The following is a 20595-nucleotide window of genomic DNA, read 5'->3' as shown; positions in this document are numbered from 1 at the left end:
GTTCTTGTAGGTGGCGAGGGCCGTGCCGGCCTTCGCTGCGGCCCAATTCAGGTGTCCGCGTCGGCTATGCGCATCAGCGCTTCGCGGTCGCGAATGACGAGGCCGCCCGGCTCGATGCGGATGGCGTCCTCGCGCTCCATCGACTTGAGCTCCTGGTTCACGCGCTGGCGCGATGCGCCCAGCAGTTGCGCCAGTTCTTCCTGCGCCAATTGCAGGCCGATGCGCATTTCGCTGCCGTCCGACAGGCTGGGCACGCCGTAGCTGCGCACCAGGTGGACCAACTGCTTGGCCAGGCGCGAGCGCAGGGGCAGGGTGTTCAGGTCTTCCACCAGCCCGAACAGCTGGCGTATGCGCCGCGCATGCAGGCGCAGCATGGCTTCGTACAACTCGGTGTGGGCTGCCAGGATCTTCTTGAAGTCGGCCTTGGCCACGCACAGGATGGTGGTGTCGCCATGCGCGTAGGCATCGTGCGTGCGCCGGTCCCCGTCGAAGATCGCCACGTCGCCGAACCAGATGCCCGGCTCCACGTAGGTCAGCGTGATCTGCTTGCCCGAGATGGAGGTGGAGCTCACCCGCACCGCACCGCGCGCGCAGGCAATCCACTCCTCGGGCGGGTCCCCGCGGGCGGCTATGAGGCCGCCATCCTTGAAGCGTTTGACGTAGGCACATCGCAGGATGTCGTGGCGTAGAGAAGGTGAAAGGGATGAAAACCAGCGACCTGAGTTGATCGCTTCACGTTCTTCGATGGTAAGAATCGGGTCGTCCATGGCCTGTCTTTTGCGTGACTAGAAACAGGCCCATTGTCGCGTGAGGGACCGGCGTGCTGCGTCAGGGTTGTCACCTGAGCGTCTTGGATACCCCTTGGGCCCATGCGCGCACCAACGCACACGGCCCTGTGCAAGGGCCGTGTGTGTGTTGAAGAGGGTGGTGGTGGCCCGGGGCGGGCCCTGGCCTACTCGTAGGTCGGCGTGCGCTTGTCGAGGAAGGCCGAGATGCCGATGCCACCATTGGCATGGTGCAGGTTCTTCACGAAGTGGTCGCGCTCGCTCGCGAGGTGCTTCGTGAGGTGATTACCGGGCGCGTCGTTCAGCAGTTCCTTGATGCTGGCCAGCGCATTGGGCGCGCGCCCGTTCAGGCGCTCCGCCAGGGCCAGTGCCACCTCCAGCGCGCTGCCCGGGTCGGCCAGCTGGTTGACCACGCCCAGGGTGTGCAGGCGCTCGGCGGGAATGCGGTCGCCGCACATCAGGATCTCGGTGGCGATCTGGCGCGGCAGGGCCTGCGCCAGGCTCCAGCTGGCGCCGCCATCGGGCGACAGCGCCACGTTGCTGTAGGCCATCACGAACACGGCGTTGCGCGCGGCCACCACCATGTCGCAGGCCAGGGCCAGCGAGAAGCCCGCGCCCGCAGCCGCCCCTTCCACTGCTGCGATGATGGGCTTGGGGTAGGTGCGCACCATCTCGATCCAGTTGTGCAGGCCTTCGATGCTCTGTGCCTGTACTTCGGGGGCCTCCTGGCGGTTGGCCAGCAGGCGCTGCAGGTTGCCGCCCGCGCTGAACATGTTGTCCGAACCGGTGATCACCACGCTGCGGATGTCGTCACTGCTCTCGGCCACGCTCAGGGCCTCCACGCCGGCGGCATAGATGGCCGGTTCGATGGCGTTGCGCCGCTCGGGGTTGTGGATGGTCAGGACCAGGGTCTTGCCCTGGCTGGTGCTTTTGAGTTCTGCGGGCATCGTGTCTCCGGGTCGCTTTTCTTTTCTGGAAGGGGGCTCAAGCTTCTTCGACGTGGGTCAGGCTCAGGCCGATGGCGCCGCGCCGGCGCAGCCAGGGGCTGGGGCGGTAGCGCGTGTCGCCGTACACGGTCTGCATGTTGAACAGCACTTCGAGGATGTTGGTCGGGCCCCAGCGGTCGCCCATGGCCAGTGGGCCCAGAGGGTAGCCCAGGCCCAGGGTGACGGCGGTTTCCAGGTCGCGCGGGCTGCAGATGCCCTGCTGGCAGATGTCGCTGGCGATGTTGACGATGGTGGCCACCACGCGCTGGGTGACGAAGCCACCGCTGTCGCGGATCACGCTCACCGGCTTGCCGTCGCGCGCGAACAGGGCGTGTGCGGCGTTGCGCATGTCCACGCGCGTGGCGGGGTTGGTGGCCAGCACGCGGCGCTTGGTGGCGGCTTCTTCCACCAGCATGTCGATGCCGATGGTGCGCGCCGGATCCAGGCGCTCCACCACGGCCACGGTGGTCACGTCGAAACCCAGCGGCGCCACCAGGGTCAGGGCCTGCGGAGATGGCGAGGTGCCGGTCTCGATGGTGGCGCCCAGGTCCTTGAGCAACTGGTATAGCTCGGCCCGGCGTGCTGCGCGGGGCGACACCCAGACGGGCGGGATCTCGGCGACCACGGGAACCGGTGGCTCGGCAGGCACCTGGGCCACGCCGTTCTCGTAGCGGTAGAAGCCCTCGCCGACCTTCTTGCCCACCACGCCGCCGGCCAGGCGCTGTGCGGTGATCACGCTGGGGCGGTAGCGCGGCTCGTCGTAGTACTGCTGGTAGATGGATTCCATCACCGGGTGCGATACGTCCAGCGCCGTGAGGTCCATGAGCTCGAACGGCCCGAGCTTGAAGCCCACCTGGTCGCGCAGGATGCGGTCGATGGTGGCGAAATCGGCCACGCCTTCGCCCACGATGCGCAGGGCCTCGGTGCCATAGCCACGCCCGGCGTGGTTGACGATGAAGCCAGGCGTGTCCTGTGCCAGCACGGGCGTGTGGCCCATCTGTTTGGCGTAGGCCGACAGGGCGGTGCAGACCTCCGGGCTGGTCTTGAGCCCGGCAATCACCTCCACCACCTTCATGAGCGGCACGGGGTTGAAGAAGTGGAACCCCGCCAGGCGCCCGGGGCGCTGCATGCCGGCACCAATGGAGGTGACGGACAGGGATGACGTGTTGGTGGCCAGCACGGTATCGGCACCCACGACTTTCTCCAGTTCGGCAAACAGGCCGCGCTTGACGTCCAGCCGCTCGACGATGGCCTCGATCACCAGGTCGCACTGCGCCAGGCCGGCGGTATTGTCAACAATGTGCAATTGCGCAGACCAGGCGGCGGCCTGCTCTGCAGAAATACGATTTTTTCCTACCAGCTTTTGCCACTGGTCGTGGATACTGTTCTGGGCGGCAAGGGCTGCACCGGCCTGGGTGTCGAGCAGGAAGACCTGGCTGCCGGCCTGGGCGGCGATCTGTGCGATACCGCGGCCCATGGCGCCCGAACCCACGATGCCGACGTTGAGAAACTGAATTTTCATAGCGCCATTATGGCTGTGGACATGCCTGCGCACTTATGTGCAAGAATGGGATGCGCTCAAAACTGAAATTATTGTGAAACTCCGTAACACCATTTTGGGAGCTGGTTTGTGGGTGGTTGCCCTGGGCGCCTCGGCGCTTTCGCTGGGCAGTGGCCGGGGCGCCGCAGTCATCGGGTCACCGGTCGATCTGAGCTTCGACATCCAGCCAGACCAGGGTTCTGACGTCGCATCGTCATGTATCGGAGCCACTCTTGTTGCGGGTGATACGCCCATCAGCGCCTCCCGGGTGCGCGTGACGCCCCAGGCCGAATCGGCCGGGCGTGCGGCCTCGGTGCGCGTGCAGACCACCTCGGTCATCGACGAGCCGGTTCTCACCGTCACGCTCACTGCCGGCTGCTCCGGCAAGGTGACGCGCAGCTACACCTTTCTGGCCGACCCCCCTGGGCGGGTTCCCCCTGTGGCCACCGGGCAACTGCCGCTCGTGCCGCCGGTCCTTGCGGGCGGCACCGGTGTGGGCGCATCGGGCCTGGCCAATGCTTCCTCCCCTGCTGACCGCAACGCGGCCGAGGCCTCGGCCCGTGGTGCCGCAGCGCAGGCACCCACCCGCTCGGCGCCGGCCAGGGCCGCACCCGCAGAGCCGCGTGCCGCCGCCGCACCGACCCGTGCCAATGCACGCGTGATGGCCAGTGCGCAGGCGCCAGCCCCCGCATCCGCCGGCCCACGCCTGGTGCTGGAACCGCTCGACCTGTGGCTGGAGAGCCCGGTGGCCTTGCGGGCCACGACGCAGCTGCTGTCCACCCCGGCGGACGAAGCCTCGCCCCAGCGTGCCGAAGCAGCGGCCGCCTGGAAGGCCCTGAACGCCACACCGGAAAGCCTGGCGCAGGACGCCGAGCGCCTGCGCGTGCTGGAGGCCGAGGCCAAGGCCGTGAAGGCCGGCGCGGCCCAGCAGCTCGCCACCACGCAGCAACTGCAGCAGCAGCTCGATGAGGCGCACGAGCGCTTTCCGTCCATGGTCGTCTACGTGCTGGGGGCCCTGTTGGCGCTGGCGCTGGGCCTGCTCGCCTGGGTATGGCAGCGCGCAAGCCGCCAGACCGTGCTGTCCGAGAAGTCGTGGCGCGAGTCGGTCAAGGTCAGCGCGGTCGACTCCAGTGCGCCCACGGCCGGGCAGGTCGATCCCGGATGGGAGCCGCTCGAAACCCTGCCCATCCCTTCGATGAAGGGCGATCTGATGGCGCCGTCCGGCAGTGCCGCCCTGTTCAAGGACGCCAAACCGGTTTCTGCGCCGGCGCCGCTGTACGCTGCTTCGACTGCGGTGGCTGCGGCTGCGGCCGCCCGGGTTCCGGTACCGGTGCCGGCCAGGGTGACAGCCCCTGCAGTCGAGCCGGCGCGGGCCCTGCAGATCGTCAACCCCGACGACCTGTTCGACATCCAGCAGCAGGCCGAGTTCTTTGTCTCGGTGGGCGAGCACAACCAGGCGGTGGAGGTGCTGCGCAAGCACATCGTGGACCACAAGGAAACCACGCCCGTGGCCTACCTGGAACTGCTGCGCCTGTTCCACACCCTGAGCCGGGCCGAAGACTTCATGCTGCTGCGCTCGCAGTTCATGCGCTACTTCAACGCCAAGGTGCCCGAGTTCTCGGCCTTCAACCGCCAGGGCCGTCCGCTGGACCGCTACCCCGAAGCACTGGCCGAGATCGAAGCCGAGTGGAGCTCTCCGGCCGTGCTGCACACGCTGGACAAGTTTTTGTTCCATCGCCCGGGCAACCAGGCAGCCGAGCCTTTCGACCTGGCCGCCTACGACGACCTGCTGCTGCTGCTGGGCATCGCGCAGACCACGCCATCGAGCGCCCGGGGCGCACCGCCACCACGCAAGCGCACCACGCCGGTGGAAGATTCGTTCGAAGCCGCTGCCGAGAAAGGCCTGGGCTTCCTGTCGCCGCTGGACAATACCGAACCCGACTTTCCGCTCGACTCGCTGGCCGCCAGCCTGGAATTCGATTTCAGTGGCGCCGCATCGTCCGCCCCTGCGCCGGTGGCGGTGGCGCGCCAGTCTGGCCCTGCCGAGCTGACGCTGGAGCCCGCCTCGGGTCTGGCGCCCATCGCCGGGGTTTCCTCGGCCCCGGCACCGCTGACTTCTGCGCAGCCGCGCCACCCACCTGCTACCTATACCCGGTCGTCTGTGAACCTGGACGTGGACCTGTCCGAGCCTCTGCACCTCACGCTGAGCGATCTGCCGCCCGTGCCGGTCACGCCCCCACCGCCACCCGGTCAGGCCGTGGGCTTCGGTGCGGAGAACGACCTCATGGAGCTGCGCCTGGAGCTGGAGCAGCGCAAGGACGACATCGAACGCAAGAAGTCGTAAGAAAACAGGCCTCCAGGGCCTGTTTTTCTTGTGGGGCCGCGCTGCCGACGCGTCAGGAGCCCTGCATGGCCTGCATCAGTGCCGCAGCCGCCGCTTCGGGGTCGGGCGCGTTGACCAGCGCACGCACCACGGCGATCGAGCCCACGCCCGTGGCCAGCACCTCGGGGAATTGCGCTTGCCCGATGCCCCCGATGGCCACCTGCGGGTAGCTGCGCAGCAGCTGCGCATAGCCGCGCAGCCGGCCCACGCCCTGCGGCGCGGTGGCCATCTTTTTGAGCGTGGTGGGGAACACCGCGCCCATGGCGATATAGCTCGGCCCCACGGCGTCGGCACGCAGCATCTCGGCATAGCCATGGGTGCTCACACCCAGGCGCAGGCCCGAGCTGCGCAGGGTCTGCAGGTCCCCCGCGCTCAGGGCGTCGAGGTCTTCCTGCCCGAGGTGGATGCCGTAGGCCCCGGCGTTGATGGCGGCGCGCCAGTGGTCGTTGATGAACAGCAGCGCGCCAGTGTCCTGCACCGCCTGTACGGCAGCGTTGACTTCCCGGTCGATGGCGGCCGGGTCGTCCGACTTGAAGCGCAGTTGCACCGTGGGCACGCCCGCGCGGGCCATGCGACCCACCCAGGCGGCATCGGGCAGCACGGCATACAGGCCCAGGTCCTTGGGGCCGGCGGCAAAGGCCTGCGTGCGCGGCAGGCCCTGCAGGCCGAAATCGGCAGGCTCGTCGGGCCAGGTCTCGGGGCTCAGGGCGCCGGTGCGCGCGGTGCGGGCCTGCCAGGCGCGGGCGATGCATTCGGCGTCGTGGGCAATGAAGCCCAGGGCGCTGGCCGCGTGCAGCGCCGCCAGGTAGGCCGGCTCGCTGGACGTGGGTGCCGGCACAGGTTCGGCATTGAAACCTGCAAAGGTGGCTGCATGGTGCGCGAGGATGGCCTTGGCCAGTTCGGTGGGGGCGGTATCAGGCATGGTCGTCGTGGTGCCAGAAGGGGGTGCCGAGCACGGGGGTGCTCGGCTGGGCAGCATCCTGTGCGGTCATGGCACCGGCCAGGCGCGCGGTGCGGCCAGCCTGCACGGCACTGGCAAAGGCACCGGCCATGGCCACGGGGTCCTGGGCCAGGGCCACGGCGGTGTTGAGCAGCACGCCGTCATAGCCCCATTCCATCACTTGGCAGGCATGCGAGGGCAGGCCCAGGCCGGCATCCACCAGCATGGGCACCTTCAGCCGTTCGCGCAGCATCTGCAGCGCATAGGGGTTCACCGGGCCGCGGCCGGTGCCGATGGGCGCCGCCCAGGGCATCACGGCCTGGCAGCCCACGTCCACCAGGCGCTGGCACAGCACGAAGTCCTCGGTGCAGTAGGGCAGCACCTGGAAGCCCTCCTTGATCAGGTGCTCGGCCGCACCCACCAGGTTCAGCGTGTCGGGCTGCAGGGTGTAGTCGTCGCCGATCAGCTCGAGCTTGATCCACGGCGTGTTGAACACCTCGCGCGCCATCTGCGCCGTGGTGATGGCCTCCTGCACGCTGTGGCAGCCCGCGGTATTGGGCAGCACCGGCACATTCAGGCGGCGCAGCAGCTCCCAGAAGCTGGCGCCCGATTCGGCCGGGTTGCTGCCCTGGCGGCGCAGCGAGGCCGTGACCATCGCCGGGCGGGAAGTCTGCACGGCTGCTTCCAGCACGGCGGGCGAGGGGTAGCGCGAGGTGCCCAGCAGCAGCCGGCTGGCGAAGGTCTGGCCGTACAGGACCAGGGGATCGGTGGGTGTGGTCATGGTATGGGGAGGGGTTCAGCCGCCGGTGACGGGGGATATGACTTCGACCTTGTCGCCCGGTTGGAGGGTTTGGGCTGCGTAGCGGCTGTTGGGCACGAAAACGGTGTTCACGGCCACGGCGAAGGGCGGGCGCGCCGCGATGGCGGCCACGGCGTCGATGACGGTGGCGCCCTCGGGCAGCTCGTGTGGGGTCTGGTTGATGGAAACGTTCATGGCAAAAGGGCGGCCGCAGCCGCCTCCTGGGGCTGCTGCAGCAACTGCAGGTTCAAATCGAATCGGGGGGCGAGCCGGGACTGGCCCGCGGCGAGCAGCTCCATCACCACGTCGAGCATGGCTGGCGCGATCATGAAGCCGTGGCGGTACAGGCCGTTGATTTCGAGCACGCCCGGGCGCTGCTGGCGGATGGCGGGCAGGTTGTCGGGCAGGGTGGGGCGGCACTGGGTGGCCACCTCGAGGATGCGTGCCTCGGCAAAACCGCTGTGTACGGCATAGGCGGCGCTCAGCAGTTCCAGCGTGGAGCGCACGCTGGCGGGCGAGAGGTCGTCGGACTCGATCTCGGTCGCGCCGATCACGAACAGGTGGTCCTCTTTGGGCGCGATGTAGATCGGGTAGCGCGGATGCACCAGGCGCGTGGGGCGCTGCAGCGTGACCTCGGGTGCATGCACGCGTACCACCTCGCCGCGCACGCCGCGCAGGGCGCGCCACGGGTCGCGCGCGCCCAGGCCGCGGCAGTCCAGCACGCAGTCGGGCTGGCCCGGCTCGCCGGGGGCAAAGGCATCGGGGTGGCGCGGTGCATGCCAGTGCGTGTCCACGCCCAGGCGCTGCATCTCGTGCAACAGGGCGGCCAGCAACTGGCGGTTGTCGAGCTGGCCTTCGCCGGGCAGGTACAGGCCCTTGGTGAAGCGGTGGGCCAGGGCCGGCTCCACGGTGGCCAGGCCCGTGCCATCAAGCACCTGCAGTGCGGGGAGTTCGGGAACGGCCCGGTGGTTGGCCTGCAACTGGAGCGTAAGCCGCTGGGCCTCGCCCGCGTCCTGGCGGTGCCAGACGATCAGCGTGCCCTGCTGCTGGAAGAAGACGGGCTTCTCCAGCCGTGCCAGCAGCTGCGGCCAGCGCACCAGCCCGTGCTGGCCCATGCGCACCACGCCGGGCTCGGTCACGGCGGACTCGGCCAGCGGCGCCAGCATGGCCGCGGCCACGGTGGCGGCCGACTGCTCGGCTGCCGGGCCCGCCGCGTCGTAGATGTCCACGCTGTGGCCCTGGCGCGCCAGTTCGACGGCCAGCAGCCGGCCCATGAGGCCGGCGCCCAGAATGGCAAACGAGGAGGGTTGGGTTTTCATGCGTCCAGCTGTGCAACAGGTGGACAAAACGGGATGGCTTTCCGTCACTGTGGAAACTCCCCACGCCAGCATGACCTGGATCGGGTAGCGGGGCCGCGTGTACGCAGGCCCCAGGGTATTTCTCAGTCGCGCGCCGCATGGGCGGGACACCCCTGTTTCGTCCGTAAGCCGCAATTACAGCACAACCCTCCTGGTCGGGGCTGACCCAGGTCATGCGCCGGCAGGGCTGCTGCCGGATCAAGGATAATTTTCGCCCATGACTTCTGCCTCCCCCAACGCGCCCCAAGGGCCCTCCACGGCCCCGCGCTACGCACGCGTGCTCTCGATCGCCGGTTCCGACAGCGGGGGCGGTGCAGGCATCCAGGCCGACCTCAAGACTTTTGCTGCGCTGGGCTGCTACGGCATGACCGCCATCACCGCCATCACCGCGCAGAACACGCGGGGCGTGACGGGCATCCACGGCATTCCGCCCGAGATGCTCAAGGCGCAAATCGACGCCGTGGTGCAGGACATCGGCGTCGATGCGGTGAAGATCGGCATGCTGCACTCGCCCGAGGTGGTGCGCGTGGTGGCCGAGGCCATCCGTGAGTACCGCTTGCCCCATGTGGTGCTCGACCCGGTGATGGTCGCCACCAGCGGCGATCGCCTGATCGCGCAGGAGACCGTGGCCGTGCTGGTGCGGGAGCTGTTTCCCCTGGCCGAGGTGATCACCCCCAACCTCGATGAGGCCGGCTGGCTGCTGGGCCGCACCCTGGCGGGCCTGGATGACCTGGACCAGGCCGCGCAGGACCTGCTGGGCCTGGGCGCGCGTGCCGCGCTGCTCAAGGGCGGCCACCTGCCCGGTGACTGGGTGGTGGACATGCTGGCCACCCCAGGTCACCCTGGCCACCGCCTGCAGTCGGCCCGCATCGCCACGCACAACGGCCATGGCACGGGCTGCACGCTGTCGTCCGCCATCGCAGCGCAGCTGGCACTGGGCCTGCCGCTGCAGCAGGCAGTGGAGAGTGCGCGTGCCTACATTCTGGGTGCCATTTCCGCAGGGGCGCATGTGGTCACCGGTGGCGGCCATGGTCCGCTGAACCATGGCTATGCGCCGGTGGCGCAGCGGGTGTTCTGATCAGGCTTTGGGCCGTGTTGCCCAGGCCAGGCCGAAGCTGAACACCAGCGCGGGCAGGGCAGAGCCCGCGCCCGGCAACACCAGCGGCGCCAGGTGGTACACCGCAATGCCCACGAGCCAGATGGCCACGGGCAGCCAGTTGATCCGGGGTGCGTGCTGCAGCAGCGCCGGGGCGTTGGTGCCAAAGGCCAGGCGGCCGAGGATCACGCCGAACAGCGGCACGAACACCGAGCTGAGCAGCAGCAGGAAGGGCTCCAGGCTGTGCATGGGCAGCACCAGGGCCAATGCAGTGCAGCCGGCCGCCATGGCCATGCCCCAGCGGCGCACGCCCCAGCGCGGGTGCAGGCTGTGGGCCGACACGGCGCCCGAATAGGCATCGCCATAGGCGTTGTCCACCTCGTCGATCAGGATCAGCGACAGCGCGATCAGCCCGCCCTGGGCCAGCAGCAGGGCCTGCACCAGGTCCTTGCTCGGCAGGGTCAGGGCCACCAGCACACCGAGCGTGTAGCACCACATGTTGGCCAGCGCGTAACCCAGCCAGGTGCCGCGCAGCGCCGATCCCCCGTTCTTGCCATGGCGCGCATAGTCGGCCACCAGCGGCAGCCACGAGATCGGCATGGCGATCACCAGGTCGAGTGCGGGCAGCACGCCCATGCCACCGGCACCCGGGCGGTTCCACAGTTGATCGAAGCCCTGGGCATGGGCCAGCGACAGGAACTGCCAGCTCAGCCACAGCAGCGACAGCACCACCAGCGGCAGGGCCACACGCGCAATCAGCTTGCGCACCAGTTGCACCATGGAGGCGCTGATCAGCAGCATCACCACGCCGCCCCACAGCAGCGTGGCCAGCACCGGCCACTGCGTGCCGGCCATGCTGCCCGACTGGCGGCCGATGGCCACCGTCGCCTCGCTCATCACCACCAGTTCGAACGTGCCCCAGCCCACCAACTGCACGATGTTGAGAATGATGGGCAGGCTGGCAAAGGTGCGGCCGTAGACCGCATGCATCAGCCCGGCGCTCGCCAGCCCGCTGTCGCAGCCCAGCTTGGCCACCCAGCCCAGCAGGCCCGCGCCCACGATGGAGCCGGCGACGATGGCGATCAAGGCCTCCTTGGTGCCCAGGGCGGGCATGAGGTAGCTGCCTACCTGCATGACCAGAAGGCCCACGCCCAGGCTGAACCAGAGCGAGGCATGGTCATGCCACTGGAAGACGCGGTGCTCGGGGGAAACCGGCGCCAGCGCCTCGTTGGCGGGTGCGGCGGCAGATGTGGAAACGTGGGCAGACATGGTGGTTGGGCTCTCCGTTCAATCAATGGATGGACGACAGAGCAGGGTCGGCAGCGTACTGGCTGGACCCCAACGCACCAGCCCCATGTGCATGGGTAGCGGAGCGCCAGGTATGGCGTATGCGAACTGCTTCCCTGCGCGAGGATGATCTCAATCAGGTTCAAAGGGACTCTCTCAGCCTCCGACGGTTTCCCGGCTTCGGCACCCCTAGCTGGGCGCGATTCTATCGCCAGAAGCAGACCGGCCCGCGTTTTGGCGGGCCGGTCTGGGTCTGCGCGGGGTACTTCATCGGGGCCGGACGGGCTTGCCGAGGATGCGCAGGTTGCATGCATTTCCATTGACCATCTGCGCCATTTGGGTGCTTTTACATTCGGTCGCGGATGGTAAATTCGAGCGATTCAAAGGAGGGTGTCGTTGTGCCGTTGTTGACCTTGTCTTGTGCAAACTGTTCTGCGCCGCTGGAGGTGCGTGCGGATCTGGAGCGATTCACCTGCAGCTACTGCGGGACGGCGCAGATCGTTGAGCGCTCGGGCGGGGTGGTGTCAACGCGCAAGCTGGAGGCGGCGATCAGCGCCGTGCAAAGGGGCACTGATCGAACGGCCGCGGAATTGGCCATGCCCCGTTTGAACCGTGAGCTCGATGAACTCATGGAGCAGAGGGCCCAAGTGCTGCATCGGGTGCAGTCGCGGTTGGAGGAAGCCAAAAGCAGTCGACGCACGGTGGCCATCATCGCCACGGTGAGCGTCGTGATCCTCTGGGCGATGTTTGTCAGCCCGATCAATCCGACGTCAACGCTGGGCAATGCCCTGCAGATTGTGGTGTTTTGGATCGTAGCGGTCGGGACCCCGGCCCTGGTCTATCGGAAGACCAAGCTGCCGAAGTTCGATCTGGTGCAAGAGACGGAGCACCTGGACGAGCAGATCGACAAGGTTCGAGCGCACATCACGGCGAACCGGCGCATTCTGGACACGCTGCCGGCTTGCTGCGGCCATGGCGCTCACGGCCTCGGCACACCGTCAGGCCGGCGGCGCATCCAGAACGGCACGGTTCATCCCAATGCGCTCCTGGATTTGCGCGATTCGCGCGTCGATCTCCGCCAGTGCCGACTGAATACCGATGGGGGGCATCTTGATCGACCGGAAAGCGAGCACCGGGACACCCACACAAGCCACAAGCCAGAAAAAGACAGGCAAGCCGGTGAACGTTTCGTTGAGCAGGAGGATGATGAAGGGGCCTATCAGGAACACAGCCAGGAAGGGGATAAGGCAGTGCATTAGCCGTCCGGCCTGGGCCATGTGGCGCTTTGTCTGCGCTTCACGTACCAGTTCTGCCTTGCTTTCCTGGGCTGCTTCCAGCTCACGCTCCAGCCGCACCAGGGCCAGCTCCGCAGCCGTGCGGTCCGTGCCCTTTTGCACGTCCCGGACAGCTGTCTCGATTTTTTTCAGCCAGAAGGCGCCACCGGCGCGTTTGACGATCTGTTCGGTTCCACAGTAGCCGCAGGCGAAACGCTCCAGATCCTCGCTGATCTCAAGTGGGGCTGAGCAACTGGCACACGAGAGTCTCAAGAGCGGCACAGGGATCCTTTTGGTTGCCGCAAATTTAGCATCGCTTTCCTGCCTTGCAGACATTGCAGGGGCGCCATCTGCCGTTCGGCGGTCTCCGTTCTGTCATACGCCCTCCCTAGACTCCCCGGCTTCACTCACGGGGGAAAACCACAATGACAGTTCTTCGCAGCATCTGGACCATGGGCGCCGTGTGCGCCGCCACCGCACTGCTCGCCGCCTGTGGCGGCAGCGATGACAGCAGCAACGGCGAGCGCAGCGTCGGTTCCCTGCGCCTCATCGGCCAGCAGATCCTGCCGCGCCGCATGGAGTACCAGGGCACGGTGGTCGGCGGCATCTCGGGCATCGACTACGACGAGAAGAGCAACCAGTTCATCCTGCTGTCGGATGACCGCACGACGACCGATTCGGCGAATGCGCCGCGCATGTACACCGTGCGCCTGAACTACGACACCAGCAGCTTTGGCGGCGTGCAGTTCCTCTCGACCTTCAGCATGAAGCAACCGGGCGGCGCGGTGTACCCCAAGGTGCCCGATCCGCTGGTGGCCGACCCCGAGTCGGTGCGCATCGACCGCGCCACGGGCAACTATGTCTGGGTCAGCGAGGGCGACCGCACGCTGGCCTCGGGCACGAGCGCCGCGCGCATCATCGACCCCTTCATCCGCGAAATCCGGCCTGACGGCACGCATGTGCGCGAGTACCAGATCCCTGCGATGCTCCGCATGTCGGCCGACAACACCGGTCCGCGCGGCAACCTGGCCTTCGAGGGCATCGCCTTCACGCCCGACAACAGCCGGGCGGCCGTGCTGATGGAGGGCGCGCTGCTGCAGGATGGCCCGGCATCGACCACCACCGCCGGCAGCGTCTCGCGCATCACGATGTTCGACCGCAGCACCGGCGCCGCCGTGGCGCAGTACGCCTACCCCGTGGACAAGGTGCAAGCCGTGCCTGTGCCGGCGGACCAGTTCACGGTCAGCGGCGCGACGGAAATCCTGGCCCTGAGCGCCACGCGCTTCCTGGTGCTGGAGCGCAGCTTCTCGGTCGGCGTGGTGGGCAACCAGGCGCGTCTGTACGAGATCAACACCGCCAATGCCACCAATGTGCTGGCCACCTCCGCACTGGCCGGTGCCAGCTACACGCCGGTCACCAAGCGACTGGTGCTCGATTTCGAGACCTTGAAGGGCTCGCTCGGCGGCATCGCCAACCTGGAAGGCATCACCTTCGGCCCCAAGCTGGCCAATGGCCGCGATTCGCTGGTCGTGGTGGCGGACGACAACTTCCCCACGGCGGATTCGCAGACCGACCGCAACCAGTACCTGGTGTTTGAAGTGCTTCCTTGATCTGGGTCATTGCCGATCGCGATGTGAATGCATGGCGGGCCTGGGAGGCCCGCCATGCTGCCTATAATCGATCACCATGTTTCGGAGCCTTGTCGCCGTCTTCCTCCTGCACTTTCTGCTGTGCGTGGGGATTTCCGTCGTCGGTTCCAGCAAACCCCTGCCATCGTTCGAGCCGCAGGACCTGGCCGTACTGAGCCAGAGCGCACCGGCGCACGAGGCGCCCGGAGCCAACTCCGATGCGGACGACCATGCCCTGCTCGATGACCGGCAGGATTTTCCGGACCTGCTGCAGCCCACGGCGCTGGCTGGTACCGGCACGGCTGCGGCCAGGGGCCTGATTCCGCTGGCCCTGGTGCGCACGCCCTCCGTGGCGCTTGCGCCGCCGCACAAGCCGCCAAAAGCCCCAGGCATCCTCGCCTGAGCACCCGGCCCACGGCCGGCACCCCTTCGCTCGACCCGACGCGGCTTTTCACTCGCCGGCGGCCACCCTGGCCGCCTTGAGCCACGCGCACATGGCTGTTGCGCGCTTCCCCTTGCACACTGAACCACCTGCCGGACTCCCATGCGCTGCCACCCTTGGCGCCGTGACCCTGGCCCCTGAAATCACCATGGAAATCGCCCATCGTCTCTCCCCGGGGTTTGGCCATCGGACTGGGGCCATGCCGGCTGGATGCAGCTGCTGCTGCGGGGAAAGAAGAACCACCATGAAAAAGAACAACAACCGGGTGCTCGCGCAGCACCCCCAACCCCATTTCCGGAGTCGCCCATGCGCCTGACCACCCGTAGCAAATTTGCCGTTGTCGCCATCGTGGACCTGGCGTCCCGCTCCGTGGGCAGCCCGGTGGCGTTGTCCGCCCTGAGCGAGCGGTACGAGATTTCCGTGTCCTACCTGGAGGTGCTGTTCAGCGGTCTGCGTCAGGCGGGGCTGGTGATCAGCACCCGGGGCCCGGGCGGCGGCTACACCCTGGCCCGGGGTGCGCGCGATATTTCGGTGGCCGACATCGTACTGGCCTCGGAGGTGGGCAAGCCGGGTGGGGCGGGCAGACTGGGCGATGCCATGAGCAGCTCGCAGGGCGCGATGACGGCAGAGCTCTGGGCGGCCTTCAACCACTCGGTGATGGAGTACCTGGCATCGGTGTCCGTGGCGGAACTGGTGAGCCAGCAGGCGCCCATCGAGCGTGTACACATCGCCGCAGAGAAAAACAACCCTGCCAAGCGCGTGAAGCCCCGGCCGCAGCTGCCCAGGGAAGGGGTTCCCAACTCCGTCTTTGCGCTGGGCGCCTCACGGGCGCTGGAGTAGTAGCGACATGGCGGGCCAGGCGGACCCGCTGCAAGCCGAAGGGGTTATTTGGCGGCGGTGCGAGCTGCCTCGGCCTTGGCCTTGGCTTCATCGGCTTTGCGCTGCAGCTCCTTGGCTTCCTTTTCGGCGGCTTCGGCTTCCTTGAGCTTGGCTTCCTTGGCCTTGGCGTCCTTGTCCGCGCTGGGGCTGGCCATGGCATTGCCAATCATGGCGCCGGCCACGCCGCCTACGGCAGCGGCACCCAGGGTGGAACCGATGCCGGGGCGCGCCGCTGCGGGCGCCGCTGCCGCAGCAGGGGCTGCTGCCGCCGGGGCTGCTGCAGCGGGTGCGGCGGCTGCTGGGGTGGCAGGAGTCGCTGGCGCCTTGGGCGCGGCGGTTGCAGCAGGGGCTGCCGTTGCCGGTGCCGGGCGGGCCGCAGCAGGCTTGCTGCTGCCACCCATGCGCTTGGCCTGGGCGAGCGTGGGTACGGTCAGTGCGGCCATGGCCAGGGCGATGACGGCCGAGGTGGTGCGAAGCGAAGCATTCATGGGTAGGTCGAGTCCTTGTACAGGTGAGCGGACATGCTACTGAACCGGTCTTTGGCCCTGCTGCACCAAAGGCATTGGCCGCGCATGGATACCCGCCCGTGCGGGGCCGGCCAGATCATCCGAGCTTGTAGACCATGTCCTCGATTTCCTGGCGGTCCAGCTCCCGGCGCTGCTCCAGGTGGTCGATGACCTGGGCCAGCAGCCGCGCCGTGCGCTCTGCCGTGGTCGAGTCCTGCTCGGTGAGGCGGTCGAAGACCAACTGGTAGGTGTCCTTGGGTGGAATCGCGCTCATGGAAGTGTCTCCCGGTGTTGTGAGCGAATTGTGGGCGCGGGAGGGCCAACCGGTTGTAGGCCGTTGGGTGTCCCGGCTGTAGTGCGGATTCGGTTGCAGCACGTTCCCGCAGGACATGAAAAAAAAGGGTGCTCCGGCCAGCCGGAAGCACCCAAGGGAGGGAATGCAGGGAAAGGGGGCGGGGGATCAGCCGTTCACGCCCATGCGCAGCTTGGCCACATAGCCGGCGCTGTTGTCACCCGTCACGGTGGCGGTCTGCAGCGAGACGCCGTCGCTGAACACGTTGTCGGTGGCAAAGGTGATCTGCGAGAGGTTGCGCACGCTGGCGCTGTAGCCGTCGGCGGTGTAGACCTGCTGGCACACGGCGGTGGGAAAGGCCATCTGCGAGGTGCGGATGGCGTTGGAGCCGCGCGTGGCGCTGGCCAGGTTGCGGTACACCTCGAAGTGGATGTGCGGCATGCGGCCCGAATAGCAGCCCGGAAAGATGGACTGGAAGGTGGCCACGCCCGAGGCGCTGGTCTCCTGCACGCCGCGCAGGTAGTTCTCGCTGGTGACACCGTTCGAGTACATCGAGTACAGGCCGTCGCGCGTGCAGTGCCACAGGTAGATGGCGTAACCGGACAGGCTGGCGCAGCTCGATGCGGCGTTGACCAGCTCCAGCTCAATGCGCAGGGGGATGCCGGCCGCGATGCCGGTGGCGCCACCGATGCTGGGGCGGATGTCGCTGCGCACGATGCCCGAGAGCGTGAGCGCATTGGCCACGCCCGACTGGTTGCTGTTGGTGCCGTCGCCAGGGTAGGGGCCGGCCGTCTCCTGCGGGATGATGCTGCAGGTCTGGCTGGTGGCACCGCCTGCGGCCATGCTCACCCAGTGCGACAGGGGGCCCAGGTTCAGGAAGGCATAGCCGGTCTCGCGGCCGTAGGCGTACAGGTTCGAATCCTGCAGGCTCACGCCCAGGTAGTTGTCGGTGGTGGGGTAGAAGCGGAAGATGAAATTGGCGTTGCTCTGCGCCACGGCCGAGCTGGCCGGGAACCACTGCGGGTAGCTGGCCTGGGCCCAATTGAGCACTGTGGATGCGTCGCTGGCCGTGTCGGCCATGCTGTTGCCCGACAGCAGGGACAGCGGTGCCATGCTGCCCACGGCCAGCCAGCGCAGCGCATTGCGGCGCGTGGCGGCCTGTCGCGTCAGGGTCTTGAGGTCGTGCTGGAGCCCATGGTGGTGGGCGGTGTCGTCATCGTGGTGCAGGGCGTTGGTGTTCATGGGCTTTACAGGTTCTGTTGAAGAAGGAAACCATCCACCCGGACTGCGCTGCCTTTGGCTGACTGGCTGACTGGCTGTCGGGGTGACCGTGTGCACAGTGTCTCGCCGGCCTGTGTCCCCTGTTTATGCAGGTTGTGTCGTGGTTGAAATGAAGGGCTATTGGATCGCTACTCGAATGGCTTGGGCGGTGGTTGCTCCTGATGTTGTTTTTGAGGGCGGAGGCTGGGTCTCGGCCCGGCGGCCGAGGGCCTTCGACGGGCTAGGGCTTTGGTGGTGGCGTGCCTGTGCGTGGTGCGGGAGCCGGGATGTGCGCCCGGCGGCGCACCTACCTTCTTTTGCTTCGTCAAAAGAAGGTAGGCCAAGAAAAGACGACCCCGCTGCCCGTGTCCCCACTCGCCCGGTGGGCGAGTGGGGCAGCCTGCGATGCTCGGTCCTGGGGTGACGCCGAAGAACTCCCTGCGCTGCCTCTGCGAGGCAGCTCCGGTCAAACAGCTTCGGCGAGTCAGATGACGATGCGCGTGTCCTTCGGCACGCGCTCACCCCAGGCCCTGCGCTTCTCGGCACGGTCAGAAGGGGGTGGGAGCGGGCTCCACACGGGCCTTTGCTTCGCTCGGCCCCGTTGCGCCTCGCTGCGCTTTGGCGTCGGCAGCGCGCAGCGCGTACCCGACCCCAGGCGCAGCTGCGAAGCAGCAGCCGTCTCTGACCCCGCTCCCCACCCCTGCTGGCTGCGCCGAGAAGCGCAGGATCTGGGGTGGGTGCGTGTGCCGAAGGACACACGCACTTAGTGATCTGGCTTGCCGATGCTGTTTGAGCGGAGTTCACCCGCAGGGGGAACGCAGCGAGTTCATCGGCACCACCCCAGATCCGAGCATCGCAGGTTGCCCCCTTTTGCCCGACAGGGCGAAAGGGGGACGCAGACTGGGGGTCGCCTTTTCTTGGCCCACCTTCTTTTGGCGACGCAAAAGAAGGTGGGTGCGCCGCCGGGCGCACATCCCGGCTCCCGCCCTCAACCAAGGCACACCCCTAAAAACAGTGGCAGCACGGGGCTCACATCCCGGACTCTGGCTTCAGCACAAGTGGACGCGCTCCGGGCCTCTCGCGGCAACAAGCAGCAAGCAGTCAGCCTGCCAGCGGTATCACCAATTGCGCGCGCAGCCCGCCCTCGGGCCGGTTGTGCAGACTCAGCCGGCAACCATCGCGCTCGGCCAGGTCGCGGGCGATGGCCAGGCCCAGGCCATAGCCCGCCTTGTTCGCCGGGAGGTCGCCGGCCATCGCGTGCGCCGGCAGCGGGTCCTGCGACAGCCGCACCCAGGGCTCCAGCGCCTGCTCCAGCTGGGCCTCGGGGATGCCGGGGCCCGAGTCGTCGATGTGCAGCACCGCGCCTTCGGGCAGGGCGTGTACGCTGAGCGTGGCGCCGCCGCCATGGCGCACGGCATTGCCCACCAGGTTGCCGATCACGCGGCGCAGTGCAGCGGTGCGGGCCCGCACGCGCACGGGGGCGCTGCCGGCCGTGGCCTGCAGTTCCACGGGCAGGCCCTGCTCGGCCAGGTCGTCCACCAGGGCCTGCAGCAGGGCCACCAGGTCGATGGAGCGGGCCTCGCTGCCCTCGTGCTGCTCGCGCAGCACGGCCAGGGTGTCGCCGATCATCTCGTCCATCTCGCGGATGTCGCTGATGGCGGCCTGCTGCGCCGGGCCCTCGGGCCACTGGGCCACGCGCATGCGCAGCCGGGTCAGGGGCGTGCGCAGGTCGTGCGACACGGCGGCCATGTGCAGGCCGCGTGCGTCGAACTGCTCCTTGAGCCGCTGCGACATCTGGTTGAACACCTGGGCGGCATTGCGCACTTCCACGGTGCCCAGTGTTTCATCCAGCACGGGCGGCTTGCCGCCCTTGTCGATGCCCTGCGACAGGGCGCTGGCGGCACGCGACAGGCGCAGCATGGGGCGCGACAGCCAGCGTGCACCGAGGAAGGCCGCCAGGCCGATCAGCACGAAGCGGATGCCATAGTCCATCCACAGCGAGTTGAGGGGCATGGGCCCGCCCATGCGCGGCGGGTTGCCGGCGGTGAAGGGGTTGGGCGGGCGGCCGTCGCTGCCCGCTGCCGCGCCGCCGGGTGGTTGCACGGGCGGTCGCGCCATGCGTTCGCCGTCCATAGGTGGCGGCCCGGGCCAGGGATTGGCGCCGGGCCCGCCGGGCCTCGGCGTGCCGCCCGGCACGCCTGCACCGGTGAGGGGGTTGCCGGGCGGCAGCGAGGCCAGCGGCGGCAGGCGCGAGAGCGTGGTGGACAGGTCCTGCGGGTGGCGCAGCTGGGTGACGGTAAGGTAGGCCACCAGGTGGCTGCCGGCCAATGCCACCCACATGAGGATGAACAGGCGCAGAAACAGGGTGTCCAGGCGGCGCCAATTCCACCGCCCACCCGGTGTCGCGGGTTTCACCGCTGCACCTCGACGTCGAACAGGTAGCCCTCGCCGCGCAGGGTGCGTATCAGGGGGCGATCGCGCTGGCCTTCACCGAGCTTGCCGCGCAGGCGCGAAACGGCCAGATCGATGCTGCGGTCGCTCACCACCACGCCGGGGGCGCGCGAGAGGTCGAGCAGCCGGTCGCGGCTGAGCACCTTGCCGGCATGGGCGGTGAACGCCTCCAGCAGGCGGAACTCGGCGCTCGACAGGGCCACCATGGTGCCGTCGGGCGAGACCAGCTCGCGCCGCAGGCGGTCGAAGGTCCAGCCCTCGAAGCGCAGCTGGGGCGCGTCGGCCTGGGGCGGGGCGGCCGCGCCGCGCCGCAGCACGGCCTTGATGCGCGCCACCAGTTCGCGCGGCTCGAAGGGCTTGGACAGGTAGTCGTCGGCCCCGAGTTCCAGGCCCAGCACGCGCGACATGGGGTCGCCCTGGGCGGTGAGCACGATGACCGGCAACTGCCCATGGTCGCGGCGCACCCACTGGCACAGGGTCAGACCGTCCTCGTCGGGCAGCATCAGGTCGAGCAGCACCACGTCGAAGCCCTGGCGCGCCAGGGCGGCACGCATGCCCCGGCCGTCGCCCACGGCCTCGGTGGTGAAGCCGAAGGTTGCCAGGTAGTCGAGCAGCAGGGTGCGGATGGCGGGATCGTCGTCCACTAGCAGGCATCGGATCATGCGGAAATCTTGTGGCAGTGGCGAAGG

General features: G+C 68.0%; 19 protein-coding genes and 1 riboswitch. Of the genes, 6 read left to right on the top strand and 13 right to left on the bottom strand.

Annotated features, from left to right (window positions below; genetic code table 11):
- Nucleotides 1-47: 47 nt before the first annotated feature.
- The 3 genes from AC0IZS_RS28740 to AC0IZS_RS28730 form a co-directional block, all read right to left on the bottom strand.
- Nucleotides 48-767, bottom strand: coding sequence for a Crp/Fnr family transcriptional regulator (locus tag AC0IZS_RS28740; protein WP_007857510.1), 720 nt, complete (start codon nt 765-767; stop codon nt 48-50).
- Nucleotides 768-952: 185 nt separating this feature from the next.
- Nucleotides 953-1732 carry an oxepin-CoA hydrolase, alternative type gene (locus tag AC0IZS_RS28735; RefSeq protein ID WP_471638804.1) on the bottom strand — a complete coding sequence of 260 codons (780 nt, stop codon included), beginning with the start codon at nt 1730-1732 and terminating at the stop codon, nt 953-955.
- Nucleotides 1733-1769: 37 nt separating this feature from the next.
- The gene (locus AC0IZS_RS28730) at nt 1770-3293 is read right to left on the bottom strand and encodes a 3-hydroxyacyl-CoA dehydrogenase (RefSeq protein ID WP_471638803.1); all 1524 of its coding nucleotides are present in this window, start codon (nt 3291-3293) and stop codon (nt 1770-1772) included.
- Nucleotides 3294-3405: 112 nt separating this feature from the next.
- On the opposite strand from AC0IZS_RS28730, the gene AC0IZS_RS28725 reads away from it, so the two are divergent.
- Nucleotides 3406-5655 (top strand): type IV pilus assembly protein FimV, encoded by a 2250-nt coding sequence (locus AC0IZS_RS28725; RefSeq protein WP_471639591.1) that lies wholly within the window; start codon nt 3406-3408, stop codon nt 5653-5655.
- A gap of 52 nt (nt 5656-5707) precedes the next feature.
- Here the strand turns inward: AC0IZS_RS28725 and AC0IZS_RS28720 are convergent, their stop codons facing one another.
- From AC0IZS_RS28720 to AC0IZS_RS28705, 4 genes are read right to left on the bottom strand one after another with little or no spacing between them, the layout of a single operon-like run.
- Complete coding sequence (locus AC0IZS_RS28720; RefSeq protein ID WP_471638802.1) at nt 5708-6616, bottom strand: thiamine phosphate synthase; 909 nt, start codon at nt 6614-6616, stop codon at nt 5708-5710.
- On the bottom strand, nt 6609-7415 hold the full coding sequence (locus tag AC0IZS_RS28715) for a thiazole synthase (RefSeq protein ID WP_471638801.1): 807 nt from the start codon (nt 7413-7415) through the stop codon (nt 6609-6611). The genes AC0IZS_RS28720 and AC0IZS_RS28715 overlap by 8 nt, the downstream gene beginning before the upstream one ends.
- A 15-nt stretch (nt 7416-7430) precedes the next feature.
- A complete protein-coding gene (thiS, locus tag AC0IZS_RS28710) occupies nt 7431-7628 on the bottom strand; it encodes a sulfur carrier protein ThiS (protein ID WP_471638800.1) in 198 nt (65 codons plus the stop codon).
- On the bottom strand, nt 7625-8752 hold the full coding sequence (locus AC0IZS_RS28705) for an FAD-dependent oxidoreductase (RefSeq protein WP_471638799.1): 1128 nt from the start codon (nt 8750-8752) through the stop codon (nt 7625-7627). Before AC0IZS_RS28705 ends, thiS begins: the two co-directional genes overlap by 4 nt.
- Before the next feature lie 256 nt (nt 8753-9008).
- On the opposite strand from AC0IZS_RS28705, the gene thiD reads away from it, so the two are divergent.
- Nucleotides 9009-9869 (top strand): bifunctional hydroxymethylpyrimidine kinase/phosphomethylpyrimidine kinase, encoded by an 861-nt coding sequence (gene thiD / locus AC0IZS_RS28700; protein WP_471638798.1) that lies wholly within the window; start codon nt 9009-9011, stop codon nt 9867-9869.
- Here the strand turns inward: thiD and AC0IZS_RS28695 are convergent, their stop codons facing one another.
- Nucleotides 9870-11156, bottom strand: coding sequence for a purine-cytosine permease family protein (locus AC0IZS_RS28695; RefSeq protein WP_471638797.1), 1287 nt, complete (start codon nt 11154-11156; stop codon nt 9870-9872).
- Nucleotides 11157-11270: 114 nt separating this feature from the next.
- Nucleotides 11271-11375, bottom strand: a riboswitch (TPP riboswitch).
- 197 nt (nt 11376-11572) lie between these two features.
- Here AC0IZS_RS28695 and AC0IZS_RS28690 point away from each other — a divergent pair.
- The 4 genes from AC0IZS_RS28690 (at nt 11573) to AC0IZS_RS28675 (ending at nt 15358) form a co-directional block, all read left to right on the top strand.
- The gene (locus AC0IZS_RS28690; protein WP_471638796.1) at nt 11573-12433 is read left to right on the top strand and encodes a hypothetical protein; all 861 of its coding nucleotides are present in this window, start codon (nt 11573-11575) and stop codon (nt 12431-12433) included.
- A gap of 440 nt (nt 12434-12873) precedes the next feature.
- The gene (locus AC0IZS_RS28685) at nt 12874-14058 is read left to right on the top strand and encodes an esterase-like activity of phytase family protein (protein WP_471638795.1); all 1185 of its coding nucleotides are present in this window, start codon (nt 12874-12876) and stop codon (nt 14056-14058) included.
- A gap of 76 nt (nt 14059-14134) precedes the next feature.
- Nucleotides 14135-14479 carry a hypothetical protein gene (locus AC0IZS_RS28680; protein WP_471638794.1) on the top strand — a complete coding sequence of 115 codons (345 nt, stop codon included), beginning with the start codon at nt 14135-14137 and terminating at the stop codon, nt 14477-14479.
- Nucleotides 14480-14824: 345 nt separating this feature from the next.
- Nucleotides 14825-15358 carry an Rrf2 family transcriptional regulator gene (locus tag AC0IZS_RS28675; protein ID WP_471638793.1) on the top strand — a complete coding sequence of 178 codons (534 nt, stop codon included), beginning with the start codon at nt 14825-14827 and terminating at the stop codon, nt 15356-15358.
- A 44-nt stretch (nt 15359-15402) separates the two neighbouring features.
- Here the strand turns inward: AC0IZS_RS28675 and AC0IZS_RS28670 are convergent, their stop codons facing one another.
- The 5 genes from AC0IZS_RS28670 to AC0IZS_RS28650 form a co-directional block, all read right to left on the bottom strand.
- Nucleotides 15403-15885 (bottom strand): ABC transporter substrate-binding protein, encoded by a 483-nt coding sequence (locus tag AC0IZS_RS28670; protein ID WP_471638792.1) that lies wholly within the window; start codon nt 15883-15885, stop codon nt 15403-15405.
- A 115-nt stretch (nt 15886-16000) separates the two neighbouring features.
- Complete coding sequence (locus tag AC0IZS_RS28665) at nt 16001-16177, bottom strand: hypothetical protein (protein ID WP_471638791.1); 177 nt, start codon at nt 16175-16177, stop codon at nt 16001-16003.
- Nucleotides 16178-16363: 186 nt separating this feature from the next.
- Complete coding sequence (locus AC0IZS_RS28660) at nt 16364-17437, bottom strand: peptidase associated/transthyretin-like domain-containing protein (protein WP_471638790.1); 1074 nt, start codon at nt 17435-17437, stop codon at nt 16364-16366.
- A gap of 1119 nt (nt 17438-18556) precedes the next feature.
- Nucleotides 18557-19870 (bottom strand): ATP-binding protein, encoded by a 1314-nt coding sequence (locus AC0IZS_RS28655; protein ID WP_471638789.1) that lies wholly within the window; start codon nt 19868-19870, stop codon nt 18557-18559.
- Entirely contained in the window at nt 19867-20568 is a 702-nt protein-coding gene (locus AC0IZS_RS28650) for a response regulator transcription factor (RefSeq protein ID WP_471638788.1), read from the bottom strand. Before AC0IZS_RS28650 ends, AC0IZS_RS28655 begins: the two co-directional genes overlap by 4 nt.
- Nucleotides 20569-20595: the final 27 nt, after the last annotated feature.

The organism is Acidovorax sp. AC410 (assembly GCF_979253235.1).
Note: the sequence above shows the minus strand (reverse complement) of the source record. Positions and strands in the feature narration are given on the sequence as shown.